Origin of the sequence: Streptomyces oryzae (genome assembly GCF_017676365.1) — a bacterium.
Lineage (GTDB): Bacteria > Actinomycetota > Actinomycetes > Streptomycetales > Streptomycetaceae > Streptomyces > Streptomyces oryzae.
In genome coordinates this window covers 1-13,480 of the sequence record NZ_JADKMA010000208.1, presented here as the reverse complement: position 1 = coordinate 13,480, position 13,480 = coordinate 1, and the positions used below count along the sequence as shown (strand labels likewise).

Genomic DNA, 13,480 nt, shown 5'->3' with positions numbered 1-13,480 from the left:
GCACCGGGTCGGGTTCCGAAGGGGGCGCCGGGCCCGGTACGGGTCCGGGCCCAGGTGCGGGCGGCCCCGGACCCGGCCCCGGGGTGGGCGGCTCGGGCTCTCGGCCGGTCGGCTGAAGGATTTCGTACGGGGCGCACATGGTGGTCTCGCAAGCGTTGCTGAGCGGACACATAACGTGAAAGGCCCCGGCCCGCGAAACGGCTGTCCCGGCCGCGGGCCTGGGGGACAGCACCGATATCTTCTGTTCCTCTTCGGGTGGCCGGGGCCGCGCGGGGTGAAACCGGTCCCGGCATCCGCGCGCCGAGCCCCTGCCGTCACGGCATGTTTCCGCGGGGGGTGGTAACTCCGGAGGGCTGTCGAGGCTGCGCCGACCGGGAAGCGGAGGGGGGATCGGCGAGCCGGTCAGGAGGCCGCGATGGAGTATGTGCAGGAGCGCCCATACCGCTTCCGGGTGGAGCCGCGAGACGGGATGCGGGCTCCCGGGGTGGTCTTCGCGTCCCGGGAACTGATGCGGGACGCCGAGAAGTCGCTGGAGCAGGTCGTCAATGTGGCGACACTGCCCGGCATCGTCGGCGCTTCCTACGCCATGCCGGACATCCACTGGGGCTACGGCTTCCCCATCGGCGGAGTGGCGGCGACCGATGTCGCCGACGGCGGGGTGATCTCACCCGGCGGCGTGGGCTTCGACATCTCCTGCGGTGTGCGGCTGCTGGCCGCCGACTGCGACCGGCAGACACTCGAACCGGCGCTGCAGGCCGTCATGGACGGACTCGGCCATGTGATTCCGCGCGGTGCGGGACCGGGCGGGGTCTGGAAGCCGGCCGGACGGCAGGAACTGGAGTCCGTACTGGAGGGCGGCTCCCGGTACGCCGTGGAGCAGGGCCACGGCAACGAGCGGGATCTCCGGCGCTGCGAGGACGGCGGCGCCGTGGCCGAAGCGGATGCCGGCCAGGTCGGCGAGCGGGCCCGCGAGCGCGGACTGGTGCAGGTCGGCAGCCTCGGTTCGGGCAACCACTTCCTGGAGGTCCAGCAGGTTGCCGAGGTCTACGACGAATCGGTCGCCGCCGCGTTCGGACTGGCCAGGGACCAGGTGTGTGTGATGATCCACTGCGGTTCGCGCGGACTCGGCCACCAGATCTGCACCGACCATGTGCGGGCGATGGACAGCGTCATGGCCCGGTACGGCATCCAGGTCCCGGACCGGCAACTGGCCTGTGTCCCGGTCGACTCGCCGCAGGGCCGCGACTACCTCGGAGCGATGGCAGCGGCGGCGAACTACGGCCGCGCCAACCGCCAGTTGCTGGCCCAGGCGGCGCGCCGGGTCTTCCGCCGTACGGCGGGTGCCGGGCTCGACCTCGTCTACGACGTGTCGCACAACCTCGCCAAGATCGAGACACATCGGGTGGACGGCGCTGAGCGGCGGCTGTGTGTACACCGCAAGGGCGCCACCCGGGCCTTTCCGCCCGGCCATCCGGAGCTCCCCGAGGAGCTGCGCGGCGTCGGCCAGCCAGTGCTCATCCCCGGCACGATGGGCACCGCGTCCTACGTACTGACCGGCGTCACCGACGGCGATGCCTTCCACTCGACCTGCCACGGCGCCGGCCGCGCCCTCAGCAGACACCAGGCCGCACGGACCATCGGCGGCAAGCAGCTGCGGGCCCGGCTGGAGGCGGACGGTATCGCGGTCCGCCCGATGTCCCCCCGCAGCCTGGCCGAGGAGACCCCGGAGGCGTACAAGGACGTGGCCGCGGTGGTGGAGGCGAGCGAAGGCGCGGGCCTGTGCCGCAAAGTGGCCCGCCTGGTCCCGCTCGGCGTGGTCAAGGGCTGAACGGGCCGCGCCGCCTGGAGCCGCCGCGTGCAGCCGTGCCGTTGCCGCACAAGACCGGTCATCCGACGTACAAGACCGGGCGTCGTTGCCCTCAGACGTCGACCGTCACCGCGCAGGACCACCCGGAAGGGCCCGGCGCGAGGTGCAGTTCGTTCCATGAGACGGCCTTCGGTGGCGCGCCGGTGACCTGCACCGACGCGAGGTCCGTCACCGTCAGCCGTACGTCCGCCGTTTCCCGGCCCAGGGAGACGCCGCCGCTCTCCGTCCCGACGGCAACGGGCACTTCGCCGTGCACCTCCAGCCGGAAGACGACCTCGTCCAGCAGCGCGGCCAGCAGATCCGCGTCGCTGTCTCCCGCCACCTGTACCTCGCGTACGGAGTGTGCCTCGGCCCCGGAGAGGTCGGCGAAGCAGTCGACCATGCCGAGCACGGCTTCCGACAGACACTGCTCCCGGTCGGCGCCCCACGCCTCGATACGTACGTCGGCGGTGTGCGGTACCGCGCGGTGACCGCGCTCCTCGTGCTGCCGCGACCGCCCGTCGTCCGCGCTCTCCGCCGTCCCGCCGGCCATGGACACCGCCTGCCCTCCCGGCTCAGCGGCCGTGGTGCGGCACGAGGTCCTTCGCCGCCTGCGCGTCGCGTACCGACACCGCGATCCGGGCGAACGGAGCCTTCCCGTACGTCTCGACGACCACGACGGGCTTCCATGGATGCACCGCGATGAAGTCCTGTCCGTCCTCGTGCCGCCAGACGCCGAGATGCGACATGCCGGGCAGGTAGCTGGTCCGCCTGGGCCGCCCCCGCAACGGCCGCCACCAGGCCGACGCCTCCTCCACCCGGGCCACCGCTGACAGCGGCACCCGGATCTGGCGGTGCCCCGTGGCGACCTTCTCCCACCAGGCCGGTCGGACGACAAGGTCGTCCCCCTTGATCAGCAGCCGTGCCATCGCCTCGGTCCCGTCTCTGCCGTGCAGCCGTGCAGCCGTGCAGCCGTGTGCCCGTGTGCCCCGCGTTCGGGCTCTCTCCCAGGCTGGGCGCTGCCGGCCGGTTCCGCACTTCAGGGGCGTCCGAGGAGCATTCGGGCAGCCCGATCAGGTGTAGGGACCCACCCCGCTGGCAACGCACGGGGGGCGAAGACGGCCCGTGGCGGCAGTGCGCCGCCGCGCGCCGCAGCGCAAGCAGTCAGGAGAAGATCATGGCCCAGCAGATCAGCGAAATCATGACGGCCGACCCGATCACCGTCACGCCGCAGACCGAGATCAGCGAGATAGCGCGGCTGATGCGGGACGAGGACTTCGGTGAGGTTCTGGTCAGCGAGCGGGATCACCTTCGTGGCGTGGTCACCGATCGGGACCTCGTCGTCCGCGCGCTGGCCGACGACCTCGACACGCACTCCACCAGGGCCCAGGACGTGTGCAGCAGCGACATCGTCACCTGCACACCGGATGCGGGGATCGACGAAGCCGTGCGGCTGATGCGCGAGCACGCGGTCCGCCGCCTGCCCATCGTGGACGGCGACGAACTCGTCGGCACGGTCACCATCGGCGACATCGCCCTGGAGCGCGACCCCGACTCCGCGCTCGCCGATGTGAGCTCGGCGCAGCCGAACCGCTGACCACGCACCCACGATCGGGGCCGCCTGCGCAACTGCCCAGGACGGCCCCTAGAGTGCGGCGCCATGAGCTCCCCCATGGTGCCGCAGAGGCTGCCCGGACGGCTGTACGCCGCCTTCCACGCCGTCGGCCTTGAGTGGCCCGACCTGCCGCTGGAGCGGTACGCGGCGCTCGCCCGTACCGCCCGGGAGGCCGGTTCCCGACTGGTGGACGGAACGGCGGCGCGTCAGCTCGCCGGCCAGGCCCGGGTCCTGGAGGCCTTCGTCCGGGCCATGTCCGAGGCGGAGAACGCCTTCCACCAGGAGCTGCAGGAGCTGACCGAGGAGCACGGCGGGCCGGTCGGCATCTCCCGGCACCGTGACCACCCTTGTGTGACACAGGTCCGGGACCGCTGGCGCGAGCACGCTGCCGCCACAGTCGAGCACGCCTTCCGGGTGCGGACCGAACATCTGCCCCTGACCGTGGAACTGCTGGAGCGCACAGGTGCGGTGCCCCTGGTGCCCGACTACGCGGACGCGGATGCCTGCCCCTGGCTCCCCGGCCTCGCGGCAGCGGGCGCGTACGACGGTGCAGCCGCACCGACCGCGGGACGCAGCCTCGCGGCGGAGGCTCTGCTGCGCTGGAGCGGGGATCTGTGCGGTCCTGCCGTATGCGTGCTGACGGGCGCTTCAGGAGCGGGGAAGACGCACCTGCTGTCGTGGTTCACGGACTCCACGTTCAAGGACTGGGCGAGCCTTTCCACTGGAGGCCCGGTCTCTTCGGCTGCTGTCCCCGCCGACGGACGCGACGTGGCCGAGTGCGTTGCCCGCGTCCTGCGCGCACAGTTCGCCGGTGACGGATCCGTTCCCGGGGACGGTGACCTGTCCGTCGCCGAGGACGCCGACTACCGGGCGCTGCTCTCCGCGGTGGCCGGGCGCGGCGAACCCCTGACAGTCACGGTGGCCGACCTCGGCTCCGGTCCCGAAGCCGCCCGGCTGGTCGAGCAGTTGATCCGCCCCCTCGCCGAAGTGCCGTGCGTGAGGGTGCTGGTGGAGGCCCGCGACCCTGCAGTCCTGGCGCCGGTCCGGCACGCGGTACTGGACCTGGACGACCCCCGCCTCACCGACCCCGCGGCCTTCGCCGCGTGGTACGAGGCAGCGGCCGCGACCCTGCCCGGCGCCTCGCCTTTCGCCCCCGAGGAGATCTATCCGAATGTGGGCCTGGCCGCGATCGCCGCACGGGCGCGGGGTTCGGCGGCGGATGCGCCGGGCCCTGCCGTGGACGAGCGGGTGTGCGCGGCGTGGCTCGACGGTCACGGCGCACCGGCCCGGGATGCGGCGGCCACGCTCTCCCTCGCCCAGGGGCCGATGACCGAGTCGGTGTGGCGGCTGTTGCACTGCGCCCGGCATCCGGACGATACGGGGGCGGCTTCCGCAGCGGTGGACGCGGCCGCCGCCGCGCTGCCCACCGTGGAGCCCGGCACCCCTGTGTACGCGCTGCGCCCCGCCTGTCTTGTACGGGCGGCGGCCCGCCTGCTGCCTCCGGCGCCGGGCGGTAACGCGGCGCACCATCGCGACGCCGTGGCCGTCATGGCGGGCTGGCCCGTATCCGAACGGCTCGGACCCGCCGACTACGTCACCGAGCACCTGCCCGCCCATGTGCGGCGCGCCGGACTGGCAGGGCCCGGCGACGTGCCGCCGCGCGCGCCCTGCCCGCCCCCGGTACGGGTGACGCGTCCGCTGCTGGAAGAGGTCTTCGGCGAGGACGGTCTGCTGAGACTTCCGGCCCGTCTGCTCCACCCACGGATGACCCACGGACCGACCCGGCGTTTCCTGACCGAGGTCGGGATACCGGCCGGCGGCATCGACCCGCACTTCTGGGCGGACACACCGCTGCGCTGCCATCTCCCGGTCAGCGAGGAACCGGCCTGGCAGGAGGTGTCCGAGCGACTGCGTGCAGCAGAAGGGCTGCCCGGCCCGCTCGAAGACCTCTTCCATCTGGACTTCCTGGTGTACGGCGATCTGCTTCTCGACGGCCGTACGGGCCTGGTGTACGAGGTCGACGAGGGGTTCGAAGGGGTGCTGCCGGCCCATCGCGATCTGGAGTCCTACGCGTATCTGATGTACGCGCTCCACCGCGGCCTGCGGCGCTGGCGCGTCGACGCGAAGGACGCACACCGGGACGCCAGGTACTGGGTCGCCGACGACCTCGTACTCGCGCTGCGTGCCTACGATCCACTGCCGTTCGCGGACCCGGAACGGATCTGGGCGGGGCACTTCGACGACCTGGCCGACGGCATCTGGAGCCCCGGCACACCGGAGTGAGGCTGCCGGCCGCTGCCACATTGGCGTCGCACACTGTCTACCGATGAGTAGTGCGGGGCCATACGCTTTCCGGCCATGATGGACGCACGGATGCGCCACGGCAGGGCAGCGCTCGCCTTCAGCTTCTTTGCGCAGGGCGTCGCCTTCGCGCTGCTGGTGACCCGCATCCCCGCCGTACAGGACCGGTACCGGATATCCGACGCCCTGCTCCCCGTCTTCCTCGCGGCGGTGCCGGTGCTCGCGGGTGCCGGGAGCGTAGGTGCCGGGCAACTGGTCAAGCGGGTACGGCCGAGCCTGGTCCTGCGCTGGTCGCAGCCCGTGGTGCTGCTCTCGCTGCTCGGCGTCGCCGCGGGGCGGGGCGTGGTCCAACTGGCGGTCGCACTGGGCGTGTTCGGGCTGGCCGTCGGTGCGCTGGACGCGTCGATGAACATGCTCGGGGTGAGCCTCCAGCACACGTACGGCCGCAGCATCATGCTCGGTTTCCACGCCGCGTACAGCCTCGGCGGCATCCTCGGCGCGACGGCCGCCTGGCTGGGGGCGCACGGGCAGCTGCCGCTCCTCGTGTCGTATCTGCCGGTGGCCGCGGTACTGCTGCCCGCCGCACTGGTGGGCAGCAGGTGGTACGTGGACGCGGCCGCCCCGGACCCGGAAGGCGCGGGGGAGCGGCCGGCCGAGGCGGCGGTGGCGTTCCGCCTGCTGCTGCCGCTGTGCCTGGTGATGACCTTCGCGTACATCGGGGACTCCACCGTCTCCAACTGGAGCGCGAAGTACCTCCAGGATGTGCTGGGAAGTTCGGAGCAGCTGGCCACCGTTCCGTACAACGTCTACATGGCGACCACGCTGATCGGCCGCTCGCTGGGCGATCTGGGGGTGCGGCGGTTCGGCGCCGTGGCCGTCGTCCGGGCGGGCACACTGCTGGCGGCGCTCGGTTTCGCCACGGTGGCGGCGGCCCCGGGCGCGTGGGTCGGCATGCTCGGCTTCACCCTGCTCGGACTCGGCCTCTGCGTCCTCGTACCGCAGACCTTCGCCGCGGCGGGCCGGCTCTTCCCGGGCGCCTCGGACGCCGCCGTCGCTCGGCTCAACATCTTCAACTACGTCGGCTTCCTCGTCGGATCGCCGCTGGTGGGGGCGCTGGGCGGGGCGTGGAACTACCGCGCCGCGATGCTGGTCCCGATGGCACTGGTGCTGGTGACCCTGGTGTACGCCACCTCGTTCGCACCCCGTCGGCCGGCCGGCGGGCGCTTGCTCCGTCGTCCCGGCTGATCGGCCGGCGTCACTCCGTCTGCAGCGTCTCCGAAAGGAGCGACAGCAGCCGGTCCCAGTGCCGTTCCAGCCCCTCCGGGCTGAAGGCGGGGGTGTCGGCCATCGTGAAGCCGTGGACCGTGCCCGGGTAGACCTCCGAGGTGTAGTCGACCCCGCCCTCGTCCAGCGCCTTGTCGAGTGCGGCCACGTCGTCCCGCGTCATGGAGGCGTCGTTCTCGGCATGCCCGAGGTGTGCACGGGCCGCGATCCGTCCGACGACGCGGTGCGGGCTGTCCGGCGCCTCGGTCACGAGCTGGCCCGCATGGAAGCTGCCGACGGCACCGACCCGCTCCGGGTACGCGGCAGCCGTACGCAGCGCCAGCATGCCGCCCATGCAGTAACCGGTCACGCCTGCCTTCCCGTTCCGCACCTGCGGCTGCCGCGCGAGAAAGTCGAGGTAGGCGCCGGCGTCCCGGACGGCGTTCCCACTCGAATGGGACTCCAGCATCGGGAAGACCCGGCCCATGAACGCCTCCCGCTCCTCCGCCCTGCTCAGGTCGGGCAACTCGGCCACGGGGGCGCGGCCGTGCCGGTAGAAGACGTTGGGGGCCAGCACGTAATAGCCGTGCGAGGCCAGCTCGGTGACCATCTCCTTGATCACCGGTCGCAGTCCGATGATGTTCATGTAGAGGAGCACGCCGGGGTAGCTGCCGTCTTTCTCCGGGCAGGCCGCGTAGGCGTCGGCCGTGCCGTCGGGGGTGGGGATGTCCACGGTGCGGAAGTGCATGGGGGACCTTCTTCAATGGATAGCTGCCTTGGACAGTTGGTGCTCTCCGTCCTACCACCGCGGACGGGGAGGGAGCGGTTCGGGGCTGGGAGCGCTGGTCGGTTCCGTCGGCCCCGGCTCCTGAGAGCTCGTCAGGCAGAGGTAGGCATAGCCGTTCTCGCCCCGGCTCAGCGCCTTTCGCCGGGCTTCCTCAGCTTCGTCCTCGCAGCCCTTCGGTACGGTCGCGTCGCCGACCGCCGGGGGCGCTGAGGACCGCCCGCCGTGGGAATCGTCCTTCGGCTCCGGGCCGCTGGGCTGGAGCACGAGTGTGGCTGTACCCCCGGCGACGACCAGGAGCAGCCAGACACCGCCGGCCCACTGCCATGCACGTCGCTTCCGCGTCATATCCGGTCCTCGATCACATCTCCGAGTTCGAAAGCCCCGGCGGAGTCTGTCATCCCGGCGGCCAACTCGCACACGGAACCGCGATCTTGTCGGCCGCCCCAGGGTCCGAGGGCGCCGGCCCGCTGCTCCTGCTCCCGGTAGTCGCTCGGGGTGATGCCGTACGCGGTGCGGAAGGCGCGGGTGAAGTCCCCAGGGCGCGGGTACCCCCAGCGGGCCGCGATGGCGTGGATGGGTATCCGGCTCTTGCGGGGATCGGCGAGGTCCCGTCGGCAGCGCTCCAGCCGCCGGCTGCGGATCCAGGCACCGATGCTCGTACCGTGCTGCTGGAACAGCCGGTGCAGGGAGCGCAGCGAGATGTGGTGGGCTGCCGCCACCTCGCCAGGGGTGAGGGCGGGGTCTCCCAGGTGGCACTGAACGAACGCGGTGATGCGGAGATACAGGACGTGCTGCCGGGAGTCGGCCGGAAGATCCGCCGCGCGGTCCAGATGGTCGGCGAGAACAGCGGCGGCCAGATCGAGGGCGACGGTGCCGAGCCGGGTCGCGTCCTGCCTCAGGCGCTCGTAGCCGTCCCGCGCCACCCGGGTCAGGAACTCCGCCAGCAGCCGGCCGGTTCCCCGGTCGCCCGGCAGCGGACGGGCGAGCACCGGATCGAACCGGTGGCCACGCAGAGGGAGAACGGAGCGTGGGATCTGGAGGAGCAGGGCCTCACCGTCGGCGTAGGAGTCGAACGGACGAGAGCTGTCGAACAGCAGCAACTCCCCGGGCCGCGCAGGTGCGTTGCGCCGGTTCTGCTCGATGATGTGGGGGCCGGAGCGGACCAGCGCGAGCTGTATGCACTCCGGGTCGGAGACGCGGATCAGCCTCGGCGTGCGGATCGAGCTGAACGAGGAGTACGCCATGGTCGAGAGCTGCACCGGTCCCAGTGAGGCCGTGGTGAGGGAGCCGCGGAAGGTGTCGGTGCCGACCAGCCGGAAGTCGGTCGGCATGACCGCGTCCCGGACGAACTCCGCCCATGCGGGAAGAGCATCTGCCTGGGCGAAGTCCTTGCTGTCGAAGACCTTCTCCACGATCCGCCAACGCCCCCTCCGTCGTCATGGTCGGTCCATTCTCCGTGTCAGCCCGCTCCATAATCGAAACGGTCCGTTCCACGAGTGTTCTGATCAACTGCCCGGCGGTCTTGGCATGTTCCTCAGGAAAATGCCCGGAACACGCCCGGGCCGCGGGACATATGCGTAGTCTGAGCCTTACTGTCCGTGGCCGGGTGGTGCCGGCCGTGACGTGGGGTGCCGCGCAGGGGAGGGGAGTGCAGCGTGCCCGGAATCGACGAGTGCCTCCTGGAGGCGATGCGCTTACCCGGAGCACGCAGTGCCGCCGTCGTGGACTGGGTCAGCGGGCTGGCGCTGGGCGTCGCCGGGGACCCGCCCGGCAGTGACCCCGAGGCCACCGCTTGCGAGACCGCGGAGCTGGCCAGGATGGTCGCCGAGTACCGCTCACTCGGCCCGCTCTCCGCAGCCGGAGCTGCGCCGGCGGACCCGAGCGGACAGGACGCCGGGACGGCACCGGTGGCACCGGCCGTCGAGGACGTCATCGCGACGAACCACGACAGCTACCACCTGCTGCGGTTCGTGACCGGCGCACTCGACGGCACCCTCTTCGTCCACCTGTGGCTGGCCAGGGACGAGGGCAATCTCGCACTGGCGCGGATCAGACTGGCCGAGATCGCGGGGCGGTTGGTGCTCTGATGGGACCCACTGTCCCCGGCTCCGGGGGCGCGGAGCGTCCGTTACCGGCCCGGTCGGCGCCTCGCCAGTCCGAGCCGGGGCAGCCCGCGCCGCGTTGTCCGATGCTGCACCGGCTGGCGGCTGAGCGGGCCACCGGCGCCTTCACCCGGGCAGGCGGCACCCTCTTCCTCCGCGAGGGCCGGGTCGTACACGCGGAGAGCCCGGCTGCGACGGGGCTGGATGTGTTGCTGACCCGCGGCTGCGCACTGTCGCGGAAGTGCTGGGAGACCGCACTGACGCAGGCTGCCCGGGACGGACGCGTCGCGCAGCACCTCGAGGCGTCCGGCCGGGTGCCCGTCGGAGTGCTGGAACTGTGCCGGCGTACGGCCCTGTACGACGCGGCCTTCTTCGTCCTGGCGCCCGGTGGCGGGCCGGGACGGTTCCGGCGGAAGGTGCGGGACCAACTGGGCGCCCCTGGCGGCGTCACGGCGACGGCGGTGGAGGGGGAGACCGTTCGCCGGCTGGCGTTCCTGGACCGTATCTGGCCCGACGCCCGTATCGACGTGCTGCCCCCTGCGCCGACAGCGGCGGGCGGCCGGCTGCACATGGTGCCGAACCGGCAGCTGCGCATCCTGGAGCTGGCGGACGGGACCCGTACCGCCACCGACATCGCCCGCGCGCTGGGCCGGCCCGCCTTCCACACCCTCGTGGAACTGCGCAGGCTGGCCGCGGGCGGGCTGGTCGCCCCGGCGCAGCACGCGTGCCCGGGCCATCCGGGGCCGGACGCCGCCGCCGGGGATGGAGCGCCCGTCGCCGGGAGCGGGCCGACCGTCGCCGGGAGCGGACCCGCCGCCCCCGCGCCGCCCGGCCAGGAGTTCGTGGATCCGGACGTCGCCCTGCTGCGCAGGCTCAGGGACGCGCTGGAGGCACTGTGATCAGAGGATTCCGTCAGCGTGCCGAGAGGAGAGTGCTGATGGCGGTGGAGGCGGCCGTGACCGAGGAACTGCGCAGGTTACGGGCCAGAGTCCCGCAACTCGGCGGTGCCTTGGCGGCAACCGCGGACGGGCTGGTGCTGGCCGAGGACATCCCGCCGGCGCAGGCCGGGCAGCAGCGGCCGGAAGCCGAGCCACTGGCCGCCCTCACCGCCGCTGCGCTCGGACTGGCGTTCCGGATGAACGAGGCGACCGGACGCGGCGCCTTCCGCGAACTGCTGATCCACGGCGAGCTGGGCTACGTCGCCACCTACGCGGCCGGTCCGGCCGCCGTGCTCACGCTCCTCGCGGACGACCGCGTCAATGTCGGCCGACTGCACCTGGAGGGGCGGCGCACGGCGGGCCGTATCGGCGAACTCGTCGCCGGCTCCCAGCTCTCCACGCCTCCGCAGCCCGCCGCAGGCACCGACGCCGCCGCCACCGACGGTTCCGCGCCACCGGACAGCAGACCCCCGCTGGACCGCCGCCGGCTGCCGCTCGAACGCCGCCGCCGCGGCTCTCCCGCTCCGGAGTGACCTCCCGTCCGGACAACGGCCACCGCACGACACGTACATCCGACGCACCGACGAAGGGACAGCACACCACCATGCCGAACACCGAAGCCTCCCTCAAAGAAGCGATGAGCAGCATCGACGGCACGATCGGGGTCGCCCTGGTCGACTACACCAGCGGTATGGCGCTGGGAACCCTCGGCGGCGGCAAGGCCTTCGATCTGGAGGTCGCCGCGGCGGGGAACACGGACGTCGTACGGGCCAAACTGCGCACGATGGAACACCTTGGCCTGGAGGACGAGATCGAGGACATCCTGATCACGCTGGGCAGTCAGTACCACCTGATCCGGCTGCTGAAGAGCAAGAGCGGCAACGGCCTGTTCCTCTACATCGCCCTCGACGCCGGCAAGGCGAACCTCGCCATGGCCCGGCACCAGTTGCGCCGTATCGAGGCGAGTCTGGAGGTGTGAGGCCACCCGAGGGCGCAACGGAAACGCAGCCGTACGCGCCGCGGCACAGGCGCGCGGCGCGTACGGCTGAATCGGCCGGGCGGACGGGGCGCCGGGCCGGCCGGGGGCCGGTTACTCCGAGACCACGCCCAGCGTCTCCAGGATTCCGTAGACGCCGACGCCCAGGATGGCGATGCTGCTGAGCACGAGCGCCGCGGTCAGCCAGGGGCTGGTGCGGAAGCGCTTCGGCACGCCTGTGTAGCGGAGCTTCCAGACCGCGACGACGACGGCGAGCAGGAAGATGCCGCCGCCGATACCGCCGATCTGGACCATCAGGACGGGCGACTGGACCCACAGGAAGAAGCAGGCCCACACCAGCGGCAGGGTCCAGGTGAGGATGCGGACGGTGCGGGTGCGGGAGCGGACATCGGTCCAGTCGATCACCCCGAGCAGGCCGAGGGTGTTGGTCCACAGTCGCGGCACAGAGGCCGTGGAGCCGATGAGGGTGGAGAAGAGCACCGCGAAAGCGCCCAGGAGGAAGAGGTATTCGGCCCAGGGACCCATGGTGTCCGTGTACAGCCGGGAAAGCGTCGTGATCATCTGGTTGCCCTCGGGGACCAGGCCCTGGGGGTGCAGCACGGCCGCGCCGATCACGTAGAAGGACAGGGTGCACAGCACGCAGACGGCCAGGCCGGTGAGCGCGTCCATCCGCATCACCTTGATCCAGCCGGCGGCCCGCCGGGCTCGCTCCTCGCTGCCGTCGTCCGGGCCGGTCCAGCGCGCGTAGCCCTTCTCCATGCACCAGTAGGTGTACGTCGTCATCTCGTCGGCGCCGACGCCGGTGATACCGAAGACGGCGAGGGCGATGCCGACGGTGCCCGCAGGGATCTCGAAGCTGAGACCGCTGCCGAGGTCGCCGGCCCCGTAGCCGAACTCCGTACCGGGCAGACCGACCGCGAGACTCACGGTGACCAGCGTGAAGACGATGACGGATATCACGCAGGCGCGCTCCACCAGGCTGTACTTGCCGGACTGGAGCAGGCAGATGGTGACGAGGGTGACGACGAAGGCCCACAGCGTGAGGGAGGAGGTGCCGAGCGGTTCCCCCACGACCGGCCATAGCACCGAACACGCCGCTGCCGTTCCGCCGATGATGCCGCCGCGCTGGAACATCTTGGCGAAGTCCATGCCGATCCAGAGCCAGTTGATCCAGCTCAGCCGGCCGATGCGCGGGCCGACCTCCCGGTAGCCCTCCAGCGCCGTACGGCCGTTGAGGATGGTCCAGCGCGCCAGCTCCATCTGCACCCAGACCTTGACCGCGGTGGAGACGATCACCAGCCAGAGCAGCGCGAAGCCGGCCTTGGCGCCGAGGGACGTCGTGGTGATCAGTTCCCCGGAGCCGACGACTGCGGCGGACAGCACGAATCCGGGGCCGAGATGGCGCAGCCGGTCGCGGAAGGTGGTGGGTGCGGGACGGGCGTCTTCGGCGCGCAGGGCGTACGGATCGGCCTGCGCGGGCGCCGCTTGGGGCGCGGGAGCGGTGGTCGGCAAGGCGTTGTTCCTTTGCTGAATCCGGCGCCGTCGCCGGAGCGGAAGGGGAACGAGAGGGGACGGGGAGGCAACAGGAGAGGACGGGGACGGGGACGGGTGCGGCGGAGGGGGAGCGGTAC

The 13,480-nt window shown here is 71.8% G+C and carries 13 protein-coding genes; 8 read left to right on the top strand and 5 right to left on the bottom strand.

Features of this window, described 5'->3' with window-relative positions; all coding sequences use genetic code 11:
* The first annotated feature begins 415 nt into the window (after positions 1-415).
* Positions 416-1,828, top strand: coding sequence for an RtcB family protein (locus tag ITI46_RS29100; protein ID WP_209242907.1), 1,413 nt, complete (start codon positions 416-418; stop codon positions 1,826-1,828).
* Positions 1,829-1,919: 91 nt separating this feature from the next.
* On the opposite strand, the gene ITI46_RS29095 is transcribed toward ITI46_RS29100, so the two are convergent.
* Both ITI46_RS29095 and ITI46_RS29090 read right to left on the bottom strand, forming a co-directional pair.
* On the bottom strand, positions 1,920-2,399 hold the full coding sequence (locus ITI46_RS29095; RefSeq protein WP_209242906.1) for an archease: 480 nt from the start codon (positions 2,397-2,399) through the stop codon (positions 1,920-1,922).
* 22 nt (positions 2,400-2,421) lie between these two features.
* A complete protein-coding gene (locus ITI46_RS29090) occupies positions 2,422-2,775 on the bottom strand; it encodes a hypothetical protein (RefSeq protein WP_209242905.1) in 354 nt (117 codons plus the stop codon).
* Between the two features lie 248 nt (positions 2,776-3,023).
* On the opposite strand from ITI46_RS29090, the gene ITI46_RS29085 reads away from it, so the two are divergent.
* The 3 genes from ITI46_RS29085 (at position 3,024) to ITI46_RS29075 (ending at position 7,007) form a co-directional block, all read left to right on the top strand.
* A complete protein-coding gene (locus ITI46_RS29085) occupies positions 3,024-3,443 on the top strand; it encodes a CBS domain-containing protein (protein ID WP_209242904.1) in 420 nt (139 codons plus the stop codon).
* A 63-nt stretch (positions 3,444-3,506) separates the two neighbouring features.
* A complete protein-coding gene (locus ITI46_RS29080; RefSeq protein ID WP_209242903.1) occupies positions 3,507-5,744 on the top strand; it encodes an SUKH-4 family immunity protein in 2,238 nt (745 codons plus the stop codon).
* Between the two features lie 75 nt (positions 5,745-5,819).
* Entirely contained in the window at positions 5,820-7,007 is a 1,188-nt protein-coding gene (locus tag ITI46_RS29075) for an MFS transporter (RefSeq protein WP_209242902.1), read from the top strand.
* Positions 7,008-7,017: 10 nt separating this feature from the next.
* Here the strand turns inward: ITI46_RS29075 and ITI46_RS29070 are convergent, their stop codons facing one another.
* Together ITI46_RS29070 and ITI46_RS29065 are read right to left on the bottom strand one after the other, a co-directional pair.
* Positions 7,018-7,773 carry a dienelactone hydrolase family protein gene (locus ITI46_RS29070; protein WP_209242901.1) on the bottom strand — a complete coding sequence of 252 codons (756 nt, stop codon included), beginning with the start codon at positions 7,771-7,773 and terminating at the stop codon, positions 7,018-7,020.
* A gap of 380 nt (positions 7,774-8,153) precedes the next feature.
* The gene (locus ITI46_RS29065) at positions 8,154-9,224 is read right to left on the bottom strand and encodes an AraC-like ligand-binding domain-containing protein (RefSeq protein ID WP_307808369.1); all 1,071 of its coding nucleotides are present in this window, start codon (positions 9,222-9,224) and stop codon (positions 8,154-8,156) included.
* Positions 9,225-9,467: 243 nt separating this feature from the next.
* On the opposite strand from ITI46_RS29065, the gene ITI46_RS29060 reads away from it, so the two are divergent.
* The 4 genes from ITI46_RS29060 (at position 9,468) to ITI46_RS29045 (ending at position 11,831) form a co-directional block, all read left to right on the top strand.
* Complete coding sequence (locus ITI46_RS29060) at positions 9,468-9,899, top strand: hypothetical protein (RefSeq protein WP_209242900.1); 432 nt, start codon at positions 9,468-9,470, stop codon at positions 9,897-9,899.
* Positions 9,900-10,000: 101 nt separating this feature from the next.
* A complete protein-coding gene (locus tag ITI46_RS29055; RefSeq protein ID WP_209242899.1) occupies positions 10,001-10,813 on the top strand; it encodes a transcriptional regulator in 813 nt (270 codons plus the stop codon).
* Positions 10,814-10,851: 38 nt separating this feature from the next.
* The gene (locus ITI46_RS29050; protein ID WP_209242898.1) at positions 10,852-11,385 is read left to right on the top strand and encodes a roadblock/LC7 domain-containing protein; all 534 of its coding nucleotides are present in this window, start codon (positions 10,852-10,854) and stop codon (positions 11,383-11,385) included.
* Positions 11,386-11,456: 71 nt separating this feature from the next.
* Entirely contained in the window at positions 11,457-11,831 is a 375-nt protein-coding gene (locus tag ITI46_RS29045; protein WP_209242897.1) for a hypothetical protein, read from the top strand.
* Between the two features lie 111 nt (positions 11,832-11,942).
* Here the strand turns inward: ITI46_RS29045 and ITI46_RS29040 are convergent, their stop codons facing one another.
* Positions 11,943-13,361 (bottom strand): Nramp family divalent metal transporter, encoded by a 1,419-nt coding sequence (locus tag ITI46_RS29040; RefSeq protein WP_209242896.1) that lies wholly within the window; start codon positions 13,359-13,361, stop codon positions 11,943-11,945.
* Positions 13,362-13,480 lie beyond the last annotated feature (119 nt).